The sequence below is a fragment of the Nonomuraea sp. NEAU-A123 genome (genome assembly GCF_018603905.1).
Classification (GTDB): domain Bacteria; phylum Actinomycetota; class Actinomycetes; order Streptosporangiales; family Streptosporangiaceae; genus Nonomuraea.
In genome coordinates this window covers 212,627-232,616 of the sequence record NZ_JAHFZZ010000009.1, presented here as the reverse complement: position 1 = coordinate 232,616, position 19,990 = coordinate 212,627, and the positions used below count along the sequence as shown (strand labels likewise).

The following is a 19,990-nucleotide window of genomic DNA, read 5'->3' as shown; positions in this document are numbered from 1 at the left end:
CGGGGACAAAACGGACACGGCCTAGCATGGCCAGGTGATCACCGGTGAGGTACTCGGCCTGCTCGTGGCGGGGGTGGTCGCCGGGGTGGTCAGTACGGTGGTGAGCCTGGCGTCGATCGTCTCCTACCCGGTGCTGCTCGCGTTCGGCCTGCCGCCGCTGACCGCGAACGTCACCAACACGGTCGCGCTGATGTTCACCGGCGTGGGCGCGGCGGTCGGGTCGCGGCCCGAACTGGCGGGGCAGGGCGGCCGGGTGCTGCGCCTCGGCTGGGTGACCGCGCTGGGTGGGGCGGCGGGCGCGTTGCTGCTGCTGGTGACTCCGGCGCGGACGTTCGAGCTGATCGCACCGTGGTTGATCGCCGGCGCCTCACTGCTGCTGATCCGGCGGCCGTCCGTCCACCCGGCGGGTGAGCACGGGGTGTTGTTGCGGGTGGCGCTGTTCATCGTGTCGATCTATGTCGGGTACTTCGGGGCGGCGGGCGGGATCCTGATGCTCGCGGTGCTGTCGGGCTTCCTCGACCAGCCGCCCGCCAAGCTGAACGCGACGAAGAACGTGCTGTCCGGGCTGGCGAACGCGGTGGCCGCGCTGGGGTTCGCGCTGTTCGGGCCGGTGGACTGGGGGGCGGCGCTGCCGCTGGCGGCCGGGTTCCTGCTGGGCGGGTGGCTGGGGCCGAAGATCGCCCGCCGGTTGCCCGGTCAGAGTCTGCGGTATCTGGCCGCGGGGTGCGGGGTGGCGGTCGCGATCAAACTCGGCTACGACTCGTACGTGAGCTGACGTGCCGGGGAGCGCGAGAATCTGATCACCACCGACCTGCCGCCGAGCCGGTACGGGGCCTCGGTGGCGGGCGCACGCGCCCCCGGTTCGATCCTGACGGCCGGGGGTGCGTGCGTTTCACCGGGTCACGCGTAGAGGAAGTAGTAGCCGTACCGGGGCTCCCATACGCATGAATAGTCGTCCCACCAGTCCTGGGTGATGCCCTTGGTTCCGATCCGCTCGCACTCCGAAAGGTCCGTGAAGACACCGGACAGTTTGGCGGCGCCGGCGGCATGCGCCGGGGCGGAGCCGATCGTCAGCGACACTCCGAGGACCATGACGGCCGAGACGAGAACAGCGCGTACCTTTCGCATTCATCCTCCTGAGGCTGGGGAGATCATGAAGCTGGACACTAGCACTCAAGAACCGCCACGAAAATTGTCAGGGCCGAATCGGTCGCGGAAGGAGCTGAAACTTCCATCGGCGTTATCGCGGAGCTGTGCAGGTTTCACCGACGTTTACCGTCGGTAAGGCCGCAGTTACTTCCTGGGGTCGCTTTTTCTGGCTGCCTGGGCGTGCCACGGATGATCTGAGCCTGTCGTCGCTCTATCTGCCCATAAAGTACGTTTTATGCTTCTTTTACTGGTCGGTTAGCGCGATGCGGCGAAGCCTTTGACCATCGTTACTTGCGTGCCATATCGTCTCCCCGTCCATATCGATGTGAGCCACGGCACTCGAGCGGGACGTTCGTTCTCGCAGGCGCTACGGTCGGCGTGCTGATCGCGGCTGCCCCGCCGTCACAGGAGACACGGACGGCCACCGGGGAAGCGGCGATCATCCGACTGACCGGAGTCGCACCATGCAAGCTCGAACCCGCACGGCCATGCTCGTCGGCGTGGCGATGACCGTGCTGGCCGCCGTCGGTGTGCCGGCAGCCTTCGCGCCGCCGGCCCACGCCATGCAAGCGATCACCGACATCGCTTACGCGCCCGCACAACCGGCCGGTAGCAGGGGGCATCTCCTGGACCTCTACCTGCCGTCCACCGGCATCACGCCCCGGCCGCTGCTGATCTGGCACAAGGGCTCGGCGTGGACGGGTGACAACGGCAAGACCGAAGCGGACACGATCGCGGCCGTCTTCAACCCGCTGGGCTTCGCCGTGGCCGGCGTCAGCGTCCGGTCCAGCTCCCAAGCCGTCTTCCCGGCCCAGGTGCACGACATCAAGGCGGCCATCCGCTGGCTGCGTGCGAACGCCGCCACGTACAACCTCGACCCTGATCGTTTCGCGATCATGGGCGAATCCTCGGGCGGCTGGCTGACGGAGATGGCGACCCTGTCCGGCGGCGTGGCGGCGCTGGAGGGCACCGTCGGCACGACCGGCGTCTCCAGCGCCGTGCAGGCGGGGATCGCCTTCTACAGCCCGACTGACTTCCTGCAGATGAACGCGCAGAACCTGCCGACCGGCGGGCTGGACCACAACTCTCCCGCCTCCCCGGAATCCCTCCTGGTCGGCTGCCCGATCCAGACGTGCCCGGCCGCGGTGGCCCAGGCCAATCCGATGACGTACGCCGACGCCAACGACCCGCCGCTGATGTTCCTGCACGGCCAGGCCGACTTCCTGGTGCCGCACGGGCAGAGCGTCCTGCTCTACGACAGGATCAAGGCTCAGTGCGGTGACGCCACGTTCGTCTCGGTGCCCGCTGCGGACCACCTGATGGTCCAGATCATGGACCCCGCCCATTACGGCTTGCAGACCGTCCGCACCACCACCGACTGCGGCGAGAGCGTCGGCACCGGCACGCTGAATCCCACCTGGGCCAACTTCGCGACCTTCCTGCGCGGCGGGCTCAAGATGGGCACGTCCTGCGAGGTCGCCTATGCCACCGGCGTCTGGGACGGCGCCTTCAACGGCAGCGTGACCATCAGGAACACCGGCACGACCCCCATCGACGGCTGGACCGTGACCTGGGCCTGGTCGGGCAACCAGCAGATCACGACCGCCTGGAACGCCACGGTGGTCCAGACCGGCGCCGAGGTGACCGCCCGCGACGCCACCAACAACCGTTATATCGGCCCCGGCTCCAGCCAGAGCTTCGGCTTCTCGGCGACCGGCACCGGGACGAACTCCATGCCGGCCGAGTTCAAGCTCAACAACACCGTCTGCACCAAAGTGCCCGCCTGAGCCGACGTGCGCCGGGCCTGAGCCGAATGGCGAGGCCCGGCGCCGTTCTTCCGTCATCCGTATTGCGTTCGGAAATGCCGTGACGTGGAGCGGGAGGGCGCATTACCAAAATTAAACACGTTCCGTTCGGCTGCGATCACGGAATGTCGCTGACCATGATCTTGCCCTATTTGATGAGCCGACCCTATCCTTGCCTCTGGCGGCGCGCCGGTCTATTTCCCGGTTCTTTCTTTGAAAGGCCGGAGTACGCATATTCCGAGACCCAAACAAAGGACGTGTGCGTTCACCCAACATGTTCGTCAGGAGCCTCGGCGTCTATGCGTCTGACAGCGTGAACGCCGAGCAGGCGGTTCGTGAGGGCTGGTACCCGGAGGGGGAGGCCGAGAAGTTCCAGCAGATCGGCGGGGCGGTGGCCGGCGACAAGCCCGCGCCCGAGATGGCGCGGCTCGCGCTCCTGGACGCGTACGACCGTTGGGGTGAGTCCTCCCCTCACGATCTCGACCTCGCCGTGGACGGCCGCTCGGTCGTCTGGAAGAACCGCGACCACTGGTCCACGCCCGACGGATGGAAGGTCGTCCCCTTCCACCAACCGGCCGACGGCAGCAGCTTCGGCAGCGGCTTCCCCGTCTCCCAGGACCTGTCCCCTCACCTGTCGCGGCCCCTCCGGATCACGGGACAGAGCCGATCACTGAACAGATTGCCCTGTACCGCGTCGAATGCCGTCACAACGGCTCTGACCTGTGGTCTTGAAGCTCAGGCTGGTGGCTCCAGCATGGGCACGAGGAATCGCCGGGCCACCGCGGCCAGTTGCTCGTCGTCATCCAGGTTGACGACGGCGCTGGGGATCGTCAGGAAAGAGGTGGAGATCCGCACCATCATCTCGGCCACGAGGTCGACGTCGAGGCCGCTCGACACGTTGCCCGCGCGTTGCTCGCTGCGGAGTTGGCCAGCCACGAAATGCCGCACGGTGGCGAGGGTCTGGCCCCCGTCGGCCATCATGGAGGGGACGAGCAGGTCCGGTTCCGTGGCGATGAGTCCGCCGATCAGCGGATTGCTGCGAATTGCCCGCAACGAGGTCACGAAGCCCAGCACCACTCTGTCGGCAGCGGTGCCGGCTTGTTCTATGTCGATGAGGAACTGGTCGAAATAGCGGCGGAACTCCCGGCGCACCACATGTTCGATCAGCGTGTCCTTGGTGTCGAACCGGCGGTAGACCGTGATCCGCGACACCTTCGCCAGTCGGGCGACGTCCTCCATGGTGGAGCGCCTGATGCCCATCCGGCAGAACTGCTCGTACGCCGCGTCGAGGATGCGCGCCCGTAGCTGGTCGCTGTCGTCGACACGCTCGACGGCATCGACATAGGCGCGCTCCAGCAACGAATCAGAGTCCGACGGCGTCACGAATCCGGACAGCACAGATTCCACGACCACCTCCTGTAGAGATTCTGCCTCAAACGCGGTCTTGTGATGCTCGTCACACTGTGCTCTGATGATGATACACAGATTCATGACTTGTTTCTCAGTATCAAAACCATTTCTCGCATGCCCTGAGCAGAACCCCACCTCGAAGGAGTGCGGAGCATGGCAGAGTTGAGCAGGCGCGAAGTACTGATCTCGGGCACCGCCTTGGGAGCGCTCGGCGCGTTAGGGATGGCCTCCCCGGCCCAGGCGGATTCCCTGTCCGGCGACTGGGGCTGGCCGGCCAGTGGTTCGATCGCGGGTTCCGGCAGCGGCGCCGACCCTCGATGGGTGTGGGACGACGTGGCCGATCCGCTCCTCGCCTCCCTGCTCGACCGCGGTGCCATACCCGAGGTCAACCGGCTGCTGTACGACTGGAACCGCAACGACCAGCCCCTGCCCGCGGGATTGCCGGAGGATCTGCGGGCCTTCATCGAGCAGGCGCGTCAGCTGCCGCCGTGGGCCGACCCCACCAAGCTGGACGCCGCGGCGCGGTTCCACGCGCTCAAGGGGAACTACATCGTCGTCCTCACCATTGTCGGCGCCGGGATGCTGGCCACCGCCATCCCCAAGGAGGCGCGCGCTGTCTATTACTCCGCGGGCGGTGCGGATCTGAAGGACCGGATCGCCAAGACGAACATCCTGGCGTACGCGGTCAGACCCCAGAACGCCTGGGGTCCCGGCGGCACGGCCGTGGTCGAGGCTGTGAAGACCCGGCTGGTGCACGCGGCGGTGCGGCACCTGCTGAAGTCGTCTCCCCACTGGTCCGGCCCTATCCCGATCAGCCAGGAGGACATGCTCGTCACGTGGCACACCCTGGCGACCTACTCCATGCGCGGGATGCGGGAATGGCAGGTACGCATCTCCTCCACTGAGGCCGCGGCGTACCTGCACTCGGTGCAGATGCTGGGGCACATGCTCGGCATCAGGGACGAGTTCCTCCCCGCCACCTGGGACTCCTCCTACACTCAGTCGGATCTGGTCCTGCCCAGGAACATGGGGCCGACCTCGGAGGGGGTGGAGCTCAACGCCATCCTGCGGGACATGCTCGCGGAGCTGACCAGCCCCGGCGGCGTCGACAAGCCTCTCGTCAACGCGTTCGCCAGGTACCTCACCGGCGAGCAGGTGGCCGACTGGAACGGCGTCCGGCGCGAGCCGCTGTGGGACCCGGTGGTCAAGACCGCGTGGCCGCTACTGGTGCGGTTCCGGGAAGGTCTGATCGGGCTGCCGCTGGTGCCCGCCGCCGCCTGGCTCCTCGACGAGATGGTCAAGAAGTGGACCACGTACTACCTCACCAAGGGGGCACAAGCCAAGATCGTGATTCCGACGGGTAACCGGCCCAGCTGATCACGGTCCAGGGGTGCCGCTTGCACCGACCAGGCAGCCGCCACCGGCCGGTGAGCCCCCGGCTCCGGGCTCTCGGGAGCGGGCGAACGCGCCCGCGCCGTGTCCGGCACCTACGCCACCGTCGTCCGGAACGGCCGGTACCGGCTGTCCCTCGAAGTACCCGAGGGAACCCTGCGATCCGGGTAGTCATCGCCGAAGACATGCACATGATCAGGTCCGCCCTGGTCACGCTGCCGTCGCTGGAGGATGACATGGAGGCGTCGCCGAGATCGAACGCGGCGACGAGGTGCTGGAGGCCGCCCTATCGATGGGTGCCGGCCATCGAACGCCACTCTGGGCGGCCCCGGCCCTGTCAGCAGTAGGCGACCGCTGGCCCGAGGAAGGAGTAGTTGTGGTACGGGGTGTACTCCGAGCGCTGCCCGGGGTAAACGCAGGGGCCGTACTCGGGCCAGGAGCCGGTCGGGGGGTTGATGACGTAGATGCTCACGCGGTATTGGCCGTAGCCGCCACTGCAGTAAACCCAGACGGTCTTGCCGTCCCGGCCGGTGGAGCAGTCGGTGGGCGCGGCGTGAGCGGGGGTGGCGATGCCGACGAGGGCGGCGGTGAGGAGGGCTGTGGCGGCCAGAGCCGCAGGCTTTCTCGTGCGCATTCGCTGTCCTCCAGCAGGTGGGCAGTGCACTTTCAGGAAAGCTTCTTAAAGAAAGATGGCTGGCCTTCCCCGCGTCGTCAAGACCGCGAACGGCTCGATGGGCGACGGCGGGATCGGCGTCGGGCCGTACCTCGGACAGGCCGCACCGCACACGCCGCGATCGGTGGGGCTGTTACCCGCTCGCCTTCGCCCGCATCGCATCGTGACGCCCGGCACGCTGCTCGCCTGGCATCGCGGGCTGGTGAGGAAAGAAAGCGGACCTACGCCACCAAGCGGGGTCGACCCCAGTCTCTTGCCGGCGAGCGCCCGACGAGTTCACCCGCGATGTCGGTGGTCCGACGTGTGCCTAGACCGGCGGATCCGTCGCTGCCAACGGGAAGCCCGCGACCGTCCGCCAGACCCCGCCGTCGTACGCCATCAGTTGGACCGCCCCCACCCGCGCCGTGACCGGCAGCCCTGGTCGCGGGTGCGCGAGTGGCAGACGGTCACCGTCGCGTTCCGGTCGAGCAGCAGGTGCGCCAGAGGCTTTCTGGGGTTGCATGACAGCACATTCACCGAGTCAGGACACCCCTCACGCACGCAGGACGGTGACCTGGCGGCCGGAGGGGGTGGTCGCCTGCTCGAAAGCGCCGCGTTCCTTCCAGGGTGACGCTTCGGGGCGGCGGTCGAAGATGACCAGGACGCCGGTGGGCAAGGTCAGCCGGTCGAGGTAGCGGTCGAGCTGGGCCAGACCCTCAGGCTTCGGGTCGTCGGCGCCGGGTCGCCACACCTTCAGTTCCATGGCCTCGCGTTGCATCAGCCGCCCACCGTCGGGGCCGCTGTACGGCCAGCGAACGAGGACGTTCAGGCGTTTGGTGCCGGCGGCGTATTCACGGTCGAGATAGCCGCCGCCGTTGACCAGGCGGTGCAGGAAGGCCATGAGGATGATCTGGCAGGCGGCCTCGTGGTATCCCTCCTGCTGAATGAGGACTTCGCCGTGCTCGCGCCAGAACACGACGAACTCCTCCAGCAGGCGTGGCAGGTCGAATCGGCCATCGGGGAGCACGAAGCTGCGCGGGTCGGCGTGTATGTTCTGTTCCGTAAGGTCGCCCAGCACACGCAGGATGACCTCCCGGTAGATCGGGTTGGCCACCTGCGGCGGGGGCTTCTGCGTGATCAGGCCCAGATCACGGGCGTAGGACAGGGCGTCGGAGTTGCTGCGGTCAGTGTAGGGGCCGCCGGCCACGATCGGTTCCATCACCCGCTTGACCCGGGGCTCGTGCAGCCGGGCCGCCAGGGAGTCCAGGTGAGTGGCGCGGGCCCGGATCAGCCGCTCCTTGGCGTCCTCCACCGACTCGGCGGTGAGGTGCCAGTCACCCCCATTTCGGTGATGATCTCATCGGCGAGGGCGTTGACCAGCCAGGGTTGTCCCTGGGTCAGTTCAAAGGCCCACTCCACCGCGTCCTTGGTGAACTCCTGGCCGGTCGCCTGGGTGTGCTGGTCGTAGAGTTCGGCGATCTGGTCGGCGGTGAAGTCACCCAGGCGTAGCGAGTCAGCAAGGATGTTGAACGGGCTGGCCGGGTTCGACCCATCGGGTGCGCCGCCCGAGGCGACCTTGTAGTCACGCACGTCGCGCAACCCGCACAGCACCACGGACGCGGGGAACGGACGCCCCTTCGGCCGCACGTTGTGGCCGTCGCGGAGCTGACTGAGGATGCTGACCATGCTGCTGCCTTGCAGGGCGTCGATCTCGTCGAGGAACAGCACCACCCGGCGTGGGCAGCGGCGACGCCACTCACGCAGCGCCGCACGGAGTCGGCTGCCCGGGGAGGACTGCGGCCAGAGATCCGGCCCTCCTCCGGCCATCCCGACCCTTCGGCAGCCTCGCGGAGGGAATCCAGCAGAAGCGACTCCGCCCAGCCGACGTCGTCGCCGGCCGCCTTGGCACTCTCGCAGGAAAACATCAGGGCGGCGGTGTCGCCCTGGGTGTTCAGCTCGGAGGCCAGGGTGCCTGGTGTGGTCGTCTTCCCGGTCTGCCGGGGCGCGTGCAGTACGAAGTAACGGTCCATCTCGATGAGCTCGCGCGCCTGCGGGAGCCGCTCGCTGGGGGGCAGCATGTAGTGGTGGTGCTGGGGGCCGTAGGGGCCAAGGCCACGTAGTTAAGTGGCGGGAGTGGGCTGTCAAGTCGGAGATACGGCTAGTTGTGGTACCCGGTGGGGAGGCCTGGTATGCCGAGAGCGGCTAGGAGTTGGAAGAGCACGTCCTCGGCGAAGATGCCTTTGGCGTCCAGGGCGGTGGTTACGGCGGCGGGGTCGGGCGTGAGGCCGGCTTCTCTGGCCCATGCGAGGGCTGATGGTACGGCTGCGGAGCCGGGCGGCCCCGCAGCGGTGTAGAGGTGGTCGAGGGCCGCTTGGCGGCGTCGCTGGTACTCGGCGGGGTCCTCGGCATGTTGCTCGCCGTTCTCGTCCCAGGACCGGGCCGGTCCGTCGGCGGGCAGGGAGCGCCAAGTGATGCCGTCGGCCATGAGCCAGCCGCCCCAGTGGCCGGCCACGGGGCTGCGGCCGAGGAGCTGGGCGCCCTCGCTGTGCTTGATGACGGCTGCCAGGACCGGGTGTCCTGCCTGCTGCATCAGTCCTGTGAGCAGGCCGTCCCAGGCGTGGGGAAGGGTCGGCGAGTCCCAGCCAGCGGGGCCGCGGTCGACCTGCACGGCACGCCATCGGTCTGGTCCCTGCCAGTGCCAGCTGGCGTTGGCCGCCGAGTGCCGCAGCGCCGGGAGCCCGGTCAGCGGCTGGTTCGCACGCGCCACGATGTAGGTGCCCCAAAAGCCCATGTGTCCCCTTCGAGTCTGCCCGGCATGCCCGCATGGTGAGTCAGCGTTGACCGTCAGCTGAAGGACTCACATTCGTGGTCGAGGTCCACGACCGTCGCCTGACGGTGACTATACCATTACGCTAAGTTGACATGGCGGGCGTGTTGCGGATCGGCGGACGGACACTCGCTGCCCGGCTCCACGCAGCGCGGCGCTGTTCCTAGGCAACTCGGGCTCACCCTCGTGGCGGCGGGTGGCGGAGCCGCGTATGAGGCGGCACGTCTGCGCTTCGACCTGGGCGCGGCCGTACGCAGGCGCCGCGAAGCGCTCGGTCTGACCCAGGCTGAGTTGGCAGGGCGGGCCGGGCTCAAGCAGCCAGCTGTGGCGCGGTTCGAGGCTGGCGGCACGATGCCCACCATCCCCATGCTGGAATGTCTCGCCGAGGCCCTTGACTTGCGTCTCGGCGTTCGTCTTCACCCGCTTCGGAAGGCAGGTCAGATAGCGGTCTTGACCTGAATGGCGGTTACAGCAGGGGAAAAAGGCTGTCGAGTTCAGCGGCGAGAATGCGCGCAATGTCTCTTGCCCGGCGGAACGAGTGGCCGGCCCCCGGAATGACCATCAAACGTGTGATGTCAGGATTCCGGTCGGAGAGTGCGCGAACCTGATTGAGGGGAGTGACGGGGTCCGCATCTCCATGGATCAAGAGCAGTGGGCGCGTGGAGACGAAATCGTCGAGATGGCCTGCCAGGAGTGCCGCGTGATGTGCCTGGAATTTGGGCGCGCCCTGGCCCCAGGCATTCGGGTCGATGATCGCGGATCTGGCTATTCCGGCTTGGAACACCTCTGTCGAGGACAGCGCGGACAGCACCGTGAATCCACCCGCGCTGGCGCCCCAGATGGCGATCCGGTCGCGGTCGGCCAGCCCCGCCGCCGCTAGGTGAAGGCCGGCATCGGCGCAGTCCGTGGCATCGATCCTGCCCCAGCGATGGCGCAGTTGAAGCCGGTATGCGCGTCCGTATCCGGTACTCCCGCGATAGTCGATGTCCGCGACGGCGAACCCATGGCTGGTGAAGTACTGGGCGTGGAGGTCCAGCCGTAGCGGCCAATTCGAGGTGGGCCCTGGGTGCGCTCGGACGAGGAGAGGCGAGCGCTGATTGGTCGCGGTCGCTGGAGGATGGTAGAGCCCGTGTGCTACAGCCCCGTCCCGGGTGGGGAACGTGAAACGCTGTGGTTGGGAGAACGAGCGGCGCCCCTCTGACCACCCCGCCGACGCGAGCGTACTGATCGAGGTTTCCTCCGCACTTACTCTGGAGATCTCCGGAAGCCTGTTGGGGCTGGAGGCGATCAGGATGACATCCTTCCCGGTCACGCCCATGTAGGGCTTCATCGAGGTGTACGGCATCGCGACCCGGTTCATGACCCCGCTTCGCGACCACGTGGCGAGGTAGTGCTCGGGTCCTTGCTGGACAATGGCTATGATCCCGTTCTCTTGTACGGCGTACGTTCGATAGCCGAACTCCCATGGGGCGGCGGCGAGCTCGAATTCTCCGCTGACTACGGGAACGCATTCGTCGTCTCGCCACGCGTACAGGTTCCACCAGCCTGATCGGTCAGACACGAAGTACAGAACCCCGTCGGGTCCCCACTGCGGCTGGCAGACCGATTCGTTCTCGCCTCCCGCGATGAGCTGCCGGTTCACGAGCGTTCCATCGGGCTTCATCTCGGCGAGCCACAGCCAGGAGCCGTCCCAGGGCATCAACGGGATGTCCCACGACACCCATGCCAAGAGCAGGCCGTCCGGGCTCGGCGTGGGGGACATGTAGAAGTCACGCCCAGAGGCGATGACCCGAGGTTCGGCTGAGCCGTCGATCGGCAAGGAGATGAGCTCGTTGTGGACGGCGTCGGGTTCGTGCCGTTCGCGGACGCATACCAGCCTCCCAACCTTTCGAATCAGCCGCAGGTCCGCATAGCGCAGCGCGTGAGGCGTTTCGGGGACGGGCGTCACCGGGAGAGGAGTCCGACCCTCCTGACAGTGGTAGATCCGCTGGTCGGCAGCGTTGCAGAACCACATCCCACCCCAGTCGGCGACGTACGCGCCCCCTCCGTACTCGTGCACGTAGGACGCGGCATGCCAGCCTTTCGGCAGCACATCCCGCCGACCGGCCCTCGGAGACCACCTGACCAGGACGTCGCCCTCCGGCCTGCCCTCGATCCAGTAGACGGTGTCGCCCACCGACTGCAGCGCGTCGAAGGACACGGCAGCATGCGCGACGAGATCCGCCGTAACCCGGCTCACCCTTTCCACGATCGGACGAACTCATCCAGATCACGAACCGCAGTCGCGTGGCCGTCAGCCGCCATCCGATCCCGGAACTGCTTCACTCGCCCGACGCCGGAGACCGAGCCGCGCTGTATGAGCACGCTGGCCGCCTCCCGCGCGATCCGGACGGCTTCCTCCGTCTCTCCCCGGCGTGCCAGGGCTTCTGCCAGATCCACGCTGATCTCGGCCCGTCGGCGCACGCAAGCAGGTGGCACTCCATCGAGGGCTTCCTCGAAAGCCTGTACCGCTCCGAGCGGGTCCCCGAGCGTCAACAGGCAGGCGCCCTGATACCCCAGCAGGCGCTGGCGATCGAAGAGGTACATCCACTCGTCGCGGGCTTCACCGGCGAGGTCCATGGCGTCGTGCGCGTGCCCCAACTCCACGCGCGCCTCCTTGCCCTTGCCCGCACGAGCCAGGGTCGTGGCATGTACGGAGTGGAACCATGACATCGTCACCGCGCTCACCGTGCGGCATGCCATGTCCAGCGCCGTCGCCGCGTGCCGGATCGCGTCATCGGTGCGTCCGGCGGCGTCCGCGGTGAGGGCCTGATATGCGACCACGTACGCACGCAGGCCGAGGTTGTGAGCTTCGGCCAGCGCGTGTGCCGCCGTCGCATAGCGATGTGTCATCTTGTAGTGGTCACCCAGGTCGTACCAGATCCAGGCGGAGAAGCCGGCCGCTTCTCCGGCAGCGGAGGCGACGCGTCGGCGGAGAGACTCGGTACAGGGCGTGCCGAGGAGAGAGAGCAGCACGCCGAGATGCCCGTCGACCGAGGCCAGCATCTGCGCGGAGGTCAGTTCGTGGTAGAGGTGGCGCTGGTGTGCGGTGATGGCCTCGACGTCGTCGACCACGGCAGAGGTGATCGTCGAGACTTTATTGCTACAAGCTAGGAGCCGTCCCCAGTCCGCCAGGAGTTCTGAGCCTGCGCATCCGGCCCGGCGGGCTGCCTCGTTGCTGTGCCGTACGTGAGCCTGCTCTCTGATGACGCCCGGCAGCATGCCGCAGAGGAGACCACCGGTTCCCAAGGCCGAGTCGCACGAGTTGATCACGGATTCAGAGGGAGTGACATCGCCTCGTTCCACCGCACCCAGATGCTGCCAGGAGTAGCCGGTCATCTCGGAGAGCCGCATCAGCGTGAGGCGGCGCGCTTTCCTCAGCTCACGCAGCTTGGCACCGAGCGCGGAGAGGAGGGACGCCCCCGGGTCGAGTTCCTTCCCCGGGCGTCCGCGACTCTGCTCTCTATGTGTAGTCACCCGTGTACCTTCCGTTGTCTTTGCTGCTCGTTGCAAGCAAATCAGGCGTTGCGATGTGCTGTCAGCACGTTAAACAGGCCCGATTCCCGGAATTGTCGCTGTGGTCACCGATGTCGTCGATCCGTTGATGGCTACGTGGCGCCTGTGTGGACGAAAGCGAGAGTGAACATGGCGGAGACGGCTGTGGCGGAGCACTCAAGCTCTGTTGGTCAGAGCATGGTCTGGCGGCTTCGCGACGACGCTCGGGCGGTGGGTGACGCCCGGAACCTCGCCCGGCGCGCGCTCCTGCTGATAGGTCTGCAGCGGGATCTCGTGGAGGACGCCGTTCTGATGGTCAGCGAGCTGGTCACCAACGCGGTTCTGTACGGTGACGCGCCGTACGAGCTGGTGGTACGGGTCGATCCGGTCGAAGTGGTCTGCATGGTGGTCGACGCAGGAGCCGCCCGCCCGAAGCCGCGGAGTACGGACACTCAAGCCGAGAACGGCCGGGGACTGCTGATCGTGGCGGAGCTGTCAGCCGGGCTGTACGGCTGCCTCCCGCAGGGGTTCGCCACGTGCCCTGGACTGGCGGGCAAGGCGACCTGGTTCGCGCTGCCTCATACGGAGGGTCGGCGATGAGCGGGGTCCAGGACCCGCTGGAGGGGTGTCACGGCCTCCACGTGGCCCCTCTCCGGAGGGGTCACGAGCAGCTCGCATGGATGAGCCCGGCCGCTCGGTGCGGGCGGGTTCGGGTGCGCCGGCACACGTGCAGTCATTGCGTGCCCTGGTACGAGTTCTGCGTCGCGGGCGGGCTGGCGTTCGTCCGGCGTTCCGCCGATGGCGTGATCCACGAGACGGCGTGGACGATGGCGGCCGAGGCGGAGCGGGTCTGGGGGGCGCTGCTCAGAGGTGCAGCTCGGTGAGTTCGTCTGTGCCTGGGCGGGTGGGACTCGAACCCATGACCCACGGATTATGAGTCCGTAGGTGAGCTGACGGGTCAGAGAGCGAGAGGCCGTACGTGAGCTGACGCGCCTGTGCGGTGTCGGTGGCCTGATGTGTGCCTAGGGAGGCGAGCCTGCCGCCGTCAACGGGAAGTCCTCGACCACCTGCCAGACCGTGCCGTCGTACGCCACCAGTTGGACCGCCCCCACCCGCGCCGTGACCGGCAGCCCTCGCTCGATCGCCGTCCCCGCCTCGTCGAGGGCGGCGCCGTCGTTCTCGTACCCGATCGAAAGGTGTGGCATCACCGTTTCGTACTTGCCTCCGTACGGCCGGGCCTCCGGCCAGCGCCCGGTCACCGCGTGCGTGAGCCGGACGAACGGCTCGCCGGGCACTGGCTCCAGATACAGCAACGTGGGCAGCCGCGCACACCTGGCGAACACCACATCGAACGCCGCATACCCGGCGAACAGCTCAGCCAGCGCCTCCCGGTCAACAGCATCAAGCGGCAGGAAGGGGTACATCACCGTCACATGCGCCGGCACCCCGTACGCCGCGGCTGGATCGAGCGCCGCCCGCCAGCGGCCCACAACCGGTTCGGCCTCCGGCACCGGCACCACCAGCGCCGTGAGCCCGGCCGGGTAGCGGCCCGTCACCCGAGCCTCGCTCATGCGAGCTTGGCGAAGCGGGTGGCCACCTCGCGCCAGATCGGCGTCGACACCGGCTCGTCGGCCACCGCCTGGGCATAGACCGCGTCCGGGTCGAAACCGTCCACCCGCCACTCGCGGATGCGCGCCGGCAGCACCTCGGGATGGAACTGCACCCCCCACGCCAGCTCCCCGACGCGGAACGCCTGGTACGGGCAGTCCGTGGTCTGCGCCAGCCAGGCGGCCCCCGGCGGCAAGGCGGTGATCGCGTCGATGTGGTGCTCGATGGCGGGCACCACCTCGGGCAGGCCGTAGAAGAGCACGTCGTCGGCCGCCTCGGGCCGCAGGGTCACGGGAAGGCTGCCGTTCTCCGGGGCCCCCGCGTCAGGGGTCACCTCGCCGCCCGCGACCTCGGCGATCATCTGCCCGCCCAGGCAGATGCCGAACAGCGGCACCCCCTCATCCAGCGCCTGCGCGACCAGGCTCCTGGCCGTGGCCAGCCACGGTGCCCGGTCGTCGTCACTCGGCAGGAAGCCGCCGCCCAGCATGATCATGGCACCGTGCGACAGCCGCGCGGGCAGCGGGGTGCTGTCATAGGCGGGTACGACGTCGAGCCGCAGCCCCGCCTCCTCCAGCCAGCCGCCTAGGCGGCCGGGGCCGCCGCTCCTGCTGTTCTGCACGATCAGCACGTCACGCATCGACACCCTCCAGCGTCGCTATCTCGGTCGTCTGGCATGTCACGGATCGGACGTCCTTCGGGGTCGTCTGGCATGTCACGGATCGGACGTCCTCCGGGGGGCGTCTGGTACGTCACGCATCGGACGTCCTCCCGGGCCGTCTGGTACATCACGCATCGACCCGTTCCGGAGCCTTCTGGTACGTCACGCATCAACGCTCTCTGGGGCCGGATGCGTCGACGTCCTCCAGGGCGCGGTTCCGGCCGTCTGGCACGTCACCTTCCGGTGTCGGCATTTTCGGTCGTCCACCCGCTCACATCAGGTCCGCCGCCTGAGCGGTGTGCCGCAGCAGGAGTGCGGTCGTCACCGGGCCGACGCCGCCCGGCACCGGCGTCAGTGCTCCGGCTCGGTCCGTGACTGCGGCGGAGTCCACGTCGCCGGCCAGGCCGCCGTCTTCGGTGGGGTTGGTGCCGACGTCGATGACGACCGCGCCGGGCGCCACGTGCTCCGCCCCGATCAGCCCGGCCCGCCCGACGGCCGCGACCAGCACCTCGGCCGTGGACGTGACGGCCGCCAGGTCGCGGGTTCGCGAATGGCAGACGGTCACTGTCGCGTTCCGGTCGAGCAGGAGGTGGGCCAGGGGCTTGCCGACCACGGTCGAACGGCCGACGACCACGGCCCGGCGGCCCGCCAGCTCGACTCCGTAGTGATCGAGCAGCGCCAGCACGGCGGCCGCGGTGGCCGGGGCGAACGCGGGCAGCCCGGCGGCCAGGCGGCCCAGGGACAGCGGGTTGGCGCCGTCCACGTCCTTGGCCGGGTCGATGGCGGCGGCCAGCTCCTGCGCCGACGCGCCCGGGGGGAGCGGGGTCTGCAGCATGACGCCGTGTACGCCCGGGTCGGCGCTGAGCCGTTCGAGCGTCTCGCGGATGCCGGTGGCCGTGGCGCCAGGGCCCAGGTCGGCGAGGTCGCAGGCGATGCCCACGCCTGAGGCGGCCTTGGCGATCGACCGTACGTACCAGAGACTCGCCTCGTCTGCGGTCGCGACCACGACGGCCAGCTTCGGCTGCGGCCCGGCCGCCACCCGCTCCGCCGTCTCCGCCCTGATGGCGGCGGCCAGTTCCTTACCCGTCAGCGTCTTCACCCGTCGATCCTCTCGTACGCCCCGGCGACCCCGTGACCGTCCCCCCCGCACAACGTGGCGCGCATGGCGGTGGGCGCGCTTCCAGGGGCGTGGACTCGGGGGTTGCGGGTCGAAGGTAGTGCGCGCCTGGGTGGCGCGGGTGCGGGAGCGCGGTTGGGTGGCGGAGGTCTAGGTGGTGCGCGTTCGGGTGGCGCGGGTCCGGGAGTGCGCTTGGGTTGCGCGGCTGTGGGAGCGCGGTTGGGTGGCGGAGGTCTAGGTGGTGCGCGTTCGGGTGGCGCGGGACCGGGAGTGCGCTTGGGTGGCGTGCGTCAAGGTCGTACGCATGCGGCGCGTCCGGATAGGCCGCGTCCTGAGGGCGTAGATCGGGAAGGTGGACGGTCACGTGGTGAGGCTCTCGCGGACGGTGGCCGTCACCTGGTCCGCTCGGGCGACTGTGGCGTCCACGTCGGCTAGGCGGGTGCGGAGCGTGTCGCGGGCTTTTTCGTCCTTGATGCCGCTCAGGTTGATCTCGACGTTCACCCGTGCGGTCGTGAGTGCGGCGCGTGCCGCGTCGGCGGCCGCCGCCACGTCCGTGATCACGTTGGGGTTGCCGATCGGCAGCAGTTGCTCGCAGAGCTCGACCAGGCGCGTGGCCGTTTCGACGACCCTGGCGGGTGGTTCGGCCGCGCCGACGAGGGCCGAGGCGATCGCCGCGCTGCGTTCCGGGCCCTTCGGCAGGCGGTAGGCGTCGCTCACCGCGGTGAAGGCCACCGCGTCCTCCTCCAGCAGCCGCAGCGCCCGTGCGCGCATCGTGTCGGTCTCGGCGATCAGCGTGACGATGGCCTCGGCGTGGTCGGTGTACTTCTCGCCGGTGGTGTAGCGGGCGACCATGCCGAGCAGCGCGGCGGCCTGTGCCGCGTGCAGCGCCGCGGTGGCCCCGCCGCCCGGCGCGGGTGTGTGGGCGGCGAGCTGGGCGAGGAAATCGACGATCCTGGAGTCGCGCATGGCGGCATTCTGCCAGGCCACGCCCGCGTCGACGATCAATCGCGGTGGATCGGCCGGGTCGCGTCCTCCGGTCCCTGGTACGGCGGGATCACCCCGTACACGGGTCCGGCCGGGACGGCGCGCGGGGTCGTCCGCCAGCGGGACGGGAAGGCCGAGCTCACCAGCAGCATCACGCCGAACATCAGCAGCAGCCCGGTGTAGGCCACAGTCAGGAACCCGGACCAGAGCACATCGCCGAACAGTCGATCGGGGATCAGATGAAGTCCGATGATGTCCAGGAACGGCAGGACGCCGAACGCGGTGAACTCCAGCCCGCCCACCAGCGAGGCGACGGGCGACAGCCGCGAGCTGAGCAGGAACGTGAGCAGGACCCCCGAGACCAGCAGCACCCCGAGCCCGACCCAGGAGACCATGAACTGCTGGTAATTACGACTGACCTGATCGACGCCGTAGAACAGTCCGACGGCGATCAACGGAGGGAGGAGCAGTCCCGCGACCACCCCGAGCGCATGACGGGCACCATTTGGCATGATCAACCCCGTTTGTCGGTTTGCGCCACAACCTACCGCGTGGACTCCCTCACGACGAGATCAGGTTGGAACATGATCTGCTGGTGCGCGTGCGTCGCCGGGTTGTCGCACTCGTCGAGCAGCAGCTCGGTGGCCACCCGGCCGAGCTGGTACGTGGGCTGCCGGATCGAGGTCAGCGACACCGTGGAGGCCGAGGCGAAGTCGATGTCGTCGTACCCGATCAGCGACACGTCGTCGGGCACCCGTACGCCCGCCTGGAGCAGGCCGCGCAGCATGCCGAGCGCGAGCAGGTCGTTGGCGCAGAACAGCGCGTCCGGCAGCGACCCCTCGGCGAGCAGCTTCTCGGCCGCCTGCTGGCCCGCCTTCGCCGTCATGGCGGGCATCGCGACCTCGAGCAGTTCGCGCGGGTCGCGGCCGCCCGCGGCCATCGCCTGCTCGGCGCCGCGCTTGCGGTCCTGGCACTGCCGGATCACGGCGGGTCCCGTGACGTAGCCGAGGCTGCCCGCGCCGCCGTCCAGCAGGTGCGCGACGGCCATCGAGCCGCCGGTCACGTCGTTCACGGCGACCGCGCACTGGTCGGAGCGCTCGGCCGGATGGTCGACGAGCACCACGCAGATGCCGCGCCCCCGTAGCTGGTCGAGCCGGCCCGGGTCCTCGTCGGACGGGGTGATGAGCACTCCGCGCACCCGCTGTTCGGCGAACACCAGCAGGTTGCGCTCCTCCTTCATCCGGCTGCCCGAGGAGTTGCCGAGGATGACGGCGTAGCCGCGCTCGCTCGCCACGTCCTCCACCCCGGCGGCCACGTCGGTGAAGAACGGGTTGCCGATGTCGATCACGGACAGTCCGACGGTCCGGCTGTGGCCGGCCCGCAGGGTCGACGCCGAGCCGTGCCTGACGAAGCCGAGCTCCCTGATCGTCGATTCGACGCGGATCCGGGTGGAGTCGGCCACTTTCTCCGGACGGTTGAGCACGTTGGACACCGTGCCGGGCGACACCCCGGCCCGGGCCGCGACGTCCTTGATGCTCACCGTCGTCATCATTGCCCCCGTGGCTCGTAGGTGCGCAGGCTCTCGCTTCGTCGTACCAGATCTCGCATGTCGGCCAAATCACCGACCACGCCGCGGGCCCGCGCCTGGACCAGCGCGTTGCCCAGGGCGGCCGCCTCCACGGGCCCCGCGACGACCGGCAGGCCGGTCGCGTCGGCGGTGAGCTGGCACAGCAACGCGTTACGCGATCCGCCGCCCACCAGGTGGACGACCTCGACCGGCCGCCCGCTCAGGCGGACGGCGTCGGCGACGGCCCGCTGGTAGGCGAGGGCGAGGCTCTGCAGGATGCATCGTACGGCCTGCGCCCGATCCTCTGGAGCCGTCTGCCCGGTACGCGCGCAGTAGTCCGCGATCCGGGCGGGCATGTCACCCGGCGGCAGGAACGACGGATCGTCGGGATCGATGACGGCGTCGGTCCTGGCCTCAGCGGCGGCGGCGAGCAACGACTCCAGCGAGGGGTTGTCCCACACGCGCAGGCACTCCTGCAGGATCCACAGGCCCATGACGTTGCGCAGGTAGCGGGTGGTGCCGTCGATGCCGGCCTCGTTGGTGAAGTTGGCCAGGCGGCTCTCCTCCGTGAGCACGGGGGCGGGCAGCTCGACTCCGACCAGGGACCAGGTGCCGCAGGAGATGTAGGCGAAGCGGTCGCCGGTGGCGGGCACGCCGACCACGGCCGAGGCGGTGTCGTGCGAGCCCACCTGGGCCAGGGAGGTGGTGTAGCCGATCTCGGCGGCCACGTCGGACCGCAGCGCCGCCACGCCGCCATCCGAAATTTCGGGGAAAATCCGGCTTGGCAGCCCGAGGCGGGCGATCAGCTCCCAGGCCCAGTCCCGCTTGGTGACGTCGTACAGCCCGGTCGTCGAGGCGTTGGTGCGCTCGGCCCAGCGCTCGCCGGTCAGCCAGTACCCCAGGAGGTCGGGGATCAGCAGCATCGTCTCGGCCCGGTCCAGCCGGTCGCAGGCGAGCTGGTTGACCGTGTTGAACCGGAGGAACTGCAGCCCGGTCACCTCGTAGGGGTCGATCCGCTCGGTGACCTTCTCGGTGCGGCCGTCGCGGTAGTGCACCGGGTTGCCGATCAGCGCCCCGTCACGGTCGAGCAGGCCGTAGTCGATGGCCCACGCGTCGATGCCGACCGACTCGGCCGGCCCGGCCTTGCGCAGCCCGTCGAGCAGGCCCTGGTAGAGGGAGAGGATGTCCCAATGCAGCGTCCCGGCCACGCGTACGGGCCGGTTGAGGAAGCGATGTTCCTCCACGAGCCGCACGCTGTCGGCCGATACGTCGGCACTCATGACTCGC

General features: G+C 68.7%; 21 protein-coding genes. 6 read left to right on the top strand and 15 right to left on the bottom strand.

The window, feature by feature from the left end:
* Positions 1-34: 34 nt before the first annotated feature.
* Positions 35-775, top strand: a complete 741-nt coding sequence (locus tag KLK06_RS28820; RefSeq protein ID WP_308168493.1) for a sulfite exporter TauE/SafE family protein — start codon at positions 35-37, stop codon at positions 773-775.
* Between the two features lie 125 nt (positions 776-900).
* Here the strand turns inward: KLK06_RS28820 and KLK06_RS28815 are convergent, their stop codons facing one another.
* Positions 901-1,128: a hypothetical protein gene (locus tag KLK06_RS28815; protein WP_214638769.1), complete on the bottom strand. Its 228-nt coding sequence runs from the start codon at positions 1,126-1,128 to the stop codon at positions 901-903.
* A gap of 485 nt (positions 1,129-1,613) precedes the next feature.
* On the opposite strand from KLK06_RS28815, the gene KLK06_RS28810 reads away from it, so the two are divergent.
* Positions 1,614-2,936 carry a cellulose binding domain-containing protein gene (locus tag KLK06_RS28810; RefSeq protein ID WP_214638768.1) on the top strand — a complete coding sequence of 441 codons (1,323 nt, stop codon included), beginning with the start codon at positions 1,614-1,616 and terminating at the stop codon, positions 2,934-2,936.
* A gap of 753 nt (positions 2,937-3,689) precedes the next feature.
* Here the strand turns inward: KLK06_RS28810 and KLK06_RS28805 are convergent.
* Positions 3,690-4,352 (bottom strand): TetR/AcrR family transcriptional regulator, encoded by a 663-nt coding sequence (locus KLK06_RS28805; RefSeq protein WP_374197160.1) that lies wholly within the window; start codon positions 4,350-4,352, stop codon positions 3,690-3,692.
* Positions 4,353-4,517: 165 nt separating this feature from the next.
* On the opposite strand from KLK06_RS28805, the gene KLK06_RS28800 reads away from it, so the two are divergent.
* Positions 4,518-5,741: an oxygenase MpaB family protein gene (locus KLK06_RS28800; protein ID WP_214638767.1), complete on the top strand. Its 1,224-nt coding sequence runs from the start codon at positions 4,518-4,520 to the stop codon at positions 5,739-5,741.
* A 352-nt stretch (positions 5,742-6,093) separates the two neighbouring features.
* On the opposite strand, the gene KLK06_RS28795 is transcribed toward KLK06_RS28800, so the two are convergent.
* The 4 genes from KLK06_RS28795 to KLK06_RS28775 form a co-directional block, all read right to left on the bottom strand.
* Positions 6,094-6,390 (bottom strand): hypothetical protein, encoded by a 297-nt coding sequence (locus KLK06_RS28795; RefSeq protein WP_214638766.1) that lies wholly within the window; start codon positions 6,388-6,390, stop codon positions 6,094-6,096.
* A 571-nt stretch (positions 6,391-6,961) separates the two neighbouring features.
* On the bottom strand, positions 6,962-7,720 hold the full coding sequence (locus KLK06_RS28785) for a hypothetical protein (RefSeq protein WP_214638764.1): 759 nt from the start codon (positions 7,718-7,720) through the stop codon (positions 6,962-6,964).
* A complete protein-coding gene (locus tag KLK06_RS28780) occupies positions 7,696-8,139 on the bottom strand; it encodes a hypothetical protein (protein ID WP_214638763.1) in 444 nt (147 codons plus the stop codon). The genes KLK06_RS28785 and KLK06_RS28780 overlap by 25 nt, the downstream gene beginning before the upstream one ends.
* Before the next feature lie 427 nt (positions 8,140-8,566).
* Positions 8,567-9,199: a hypothetical protein gene (locus KLK06_RS28775; protein WP_214638762.1), complete on the bottom strand. Its 633-nt coding sequence runs from the start codon at positions 9,197-9,199 to the stop codon at positions 8,567-8,569.
* Positions 9,200-9,421: 222 nt separating this feature from the next.
* Here KLK06_RS28775 and KLK06_RS28770 point away from each other — a divergent pair, with 222 nt between their 5' ends.
* Positions 9,422-9,694 carry a helix-turn-helix transcriptional regulator gene (locus KLK06_RS28770; RefSeq protein ID WP_308168491.1) on the top strand — a complete coding sequence of 91 codons (273 nt, stop codon included), beginning with the start codon at positions 9,422-9,424 and terminating at the stop codon, positions 9,692-9,694.
* Positions 9,695-9,701: 7 nt separating this feature from the next.
* Here KLK06_RS28770 and KLK06_RS62520 read toward each other — a convergent pair whose 3' ends face one another.
* Together KLK06_RS62520 and KLK06_RS28760 are read right to left on the bottom strand one after the other, a co-directional pair.
* Positions 9,702-11,474 (bottom strand): prolyl oligopeptidase family serine peptidase, encoded by a 1,773-nt coding sequence (locus KLK06_RS62520; protein WP_214638761.1) that lies wholly within the window; start codon positions 11,472-11,474, stop codon positions 9,702-9,704.
* Complete coding sequence (locus KLK06_RS28760; RefSeq protein ID WP_308168508.1) at positions 11,471-12,751, bottom strand: helix-turn-helix transcriptional regulator; 1,281 nt, start codon at positions 12,749-12,751, stop codon at positions 11,471-11,473. The genes KLK06_RS62520 and KLK06_RS28760 overlap by 4 nt, the downstream gene beginning before the upstream one ends.
* Before the next feature lie 249 nt (positions 12,752-13,000).
* Here KLK06_RS28760 and KLK06_RS28755 point away from each other — a divergent pair, with 249 nt between their 5' ends.
* Together KLK06_RS28755 and KLK06_RS60220 are read left to right on the top strand one after the other, a co-directional pair.
* The gene (locus tag KLK06_RS28755) at positions 13,001-13,369 is read left to right on the top strand and encodes an ATP-binding protein (protein ID WP_214638759.1); all 369 of its coding nucleotides are present in this window, start codon (positions 13,001-13,003) and stop codon (positions 13,367-13,369) included.
* Positions 13,370-13,509: 140 nt separating this feature from the next.
* On the top strand, positions 13,510-13,653 hold the full coding sequence (locus tag KLK06_RS60220) for a hypothetical protein (protein WP_250906164.1): 144 nt from the start codon (positions 13,510-13,512) through the stop codon (positions 13,651-13,653).
* Between the two features lie 138 nt (positions 13,654-13,791).
* Here the strand turns inward: KLK06_RS60220 and KLK06_RS28745 are convergent, their stop codons facing one another.
* The 7 genes from KLK06_RS28745 to KLK06_RS28715 form a co-directional block, all read right to left on the bottom strand.
* Positions 13,792-14,340 (bottom strand): 2'-5' RNA ligase family protein, encoded by a 549-nt coding sequence (locus KLK06_RS28745; protein ID WP_214638757.1) that lies wholly within the window; start codon positions 14,338-14,340, stop codon positions 13,792-13,794.
* Complete coding sequence (locus KLK06_RS28740; protein ID WP_214638756.1) at positions 14,337-15,014, bottom strand: type 1 glutamine amidotransferase; 678 nt, start codon at positions 15,012-15,014, stop codon at positions 14,337-14,339. Before KLK06_RS28740 ends, KLK06_RS28745 begins: the two co-directional genes overlap by 4 nt.
* Before the next feature lie 292 nt (positions 15,015-15,306).
* Positions 15,307-16,134, bottom strand: coding sequence for a bifunctional 5,10-methylenetetrahydrofolate dehydrogenase/5,10-methenyltetrahydrofolate cyclohydrolase (locus KLK06_RS28735; RefSeq protein ID WP_214638755.1), 828 nt, complete (start codon positions 16,132-16,134; stop codon positions 15,307-15,309).
* A gap of 378 nt (positions 16,135-16,512) precedes the next feature.
* Positions 16,513-17,118: a cyclodeaminase/cyclohydrolase family protein gene (locus KLK06_RS28730; protein WP_214638754.1), complete on the bottom strand. Its 606-nt coding sequence runs from the start codon at positions 17,116-17,118 to the stop codon at positions 16,513-16,515.
* A 35-nt stretch (positions 17,119-17,153) separates the two neighbouring features.
* The gene (locus KLK06_RS28725; protein WP_214638753.1) at positions 17,154-17,648 is read right to left on the bottom strand and encodes a hypothetical protein; all 495 of its coding nucleotides are present in this window, start codon (positions 17,646-17,648) and stop codon (positions 17,154-17,156) included.
* 32 nt (positions 17,649-17,680) lie between these two features.
* Entirely contained in the window at positions 17,681-18,685 is a 1,005-nt protein-coding gene (locus KLK06_RS28720; protein WP_214639001.1) for a LacI family DNA-binding transcriptional regulator, read from the bottom strand.
* Positions 18,685-19,983, bottom strand: a complete 1,299-nt coding sequence (locus KLK06_RS28715) for a rhamnulokinase family protein (protein ID WP_214638752.1) — start codon at positions 19,981-19,983, stop codon at positions 18,685-18,687. The genes KLK06_RS28720 and KLK06_RS28715 overlap by 1 nt, the downstream gene beginning before the upstream one ends.
* Between the last annotated feature and the right edge of the window lie 7 nt (positions 19,984-19,990).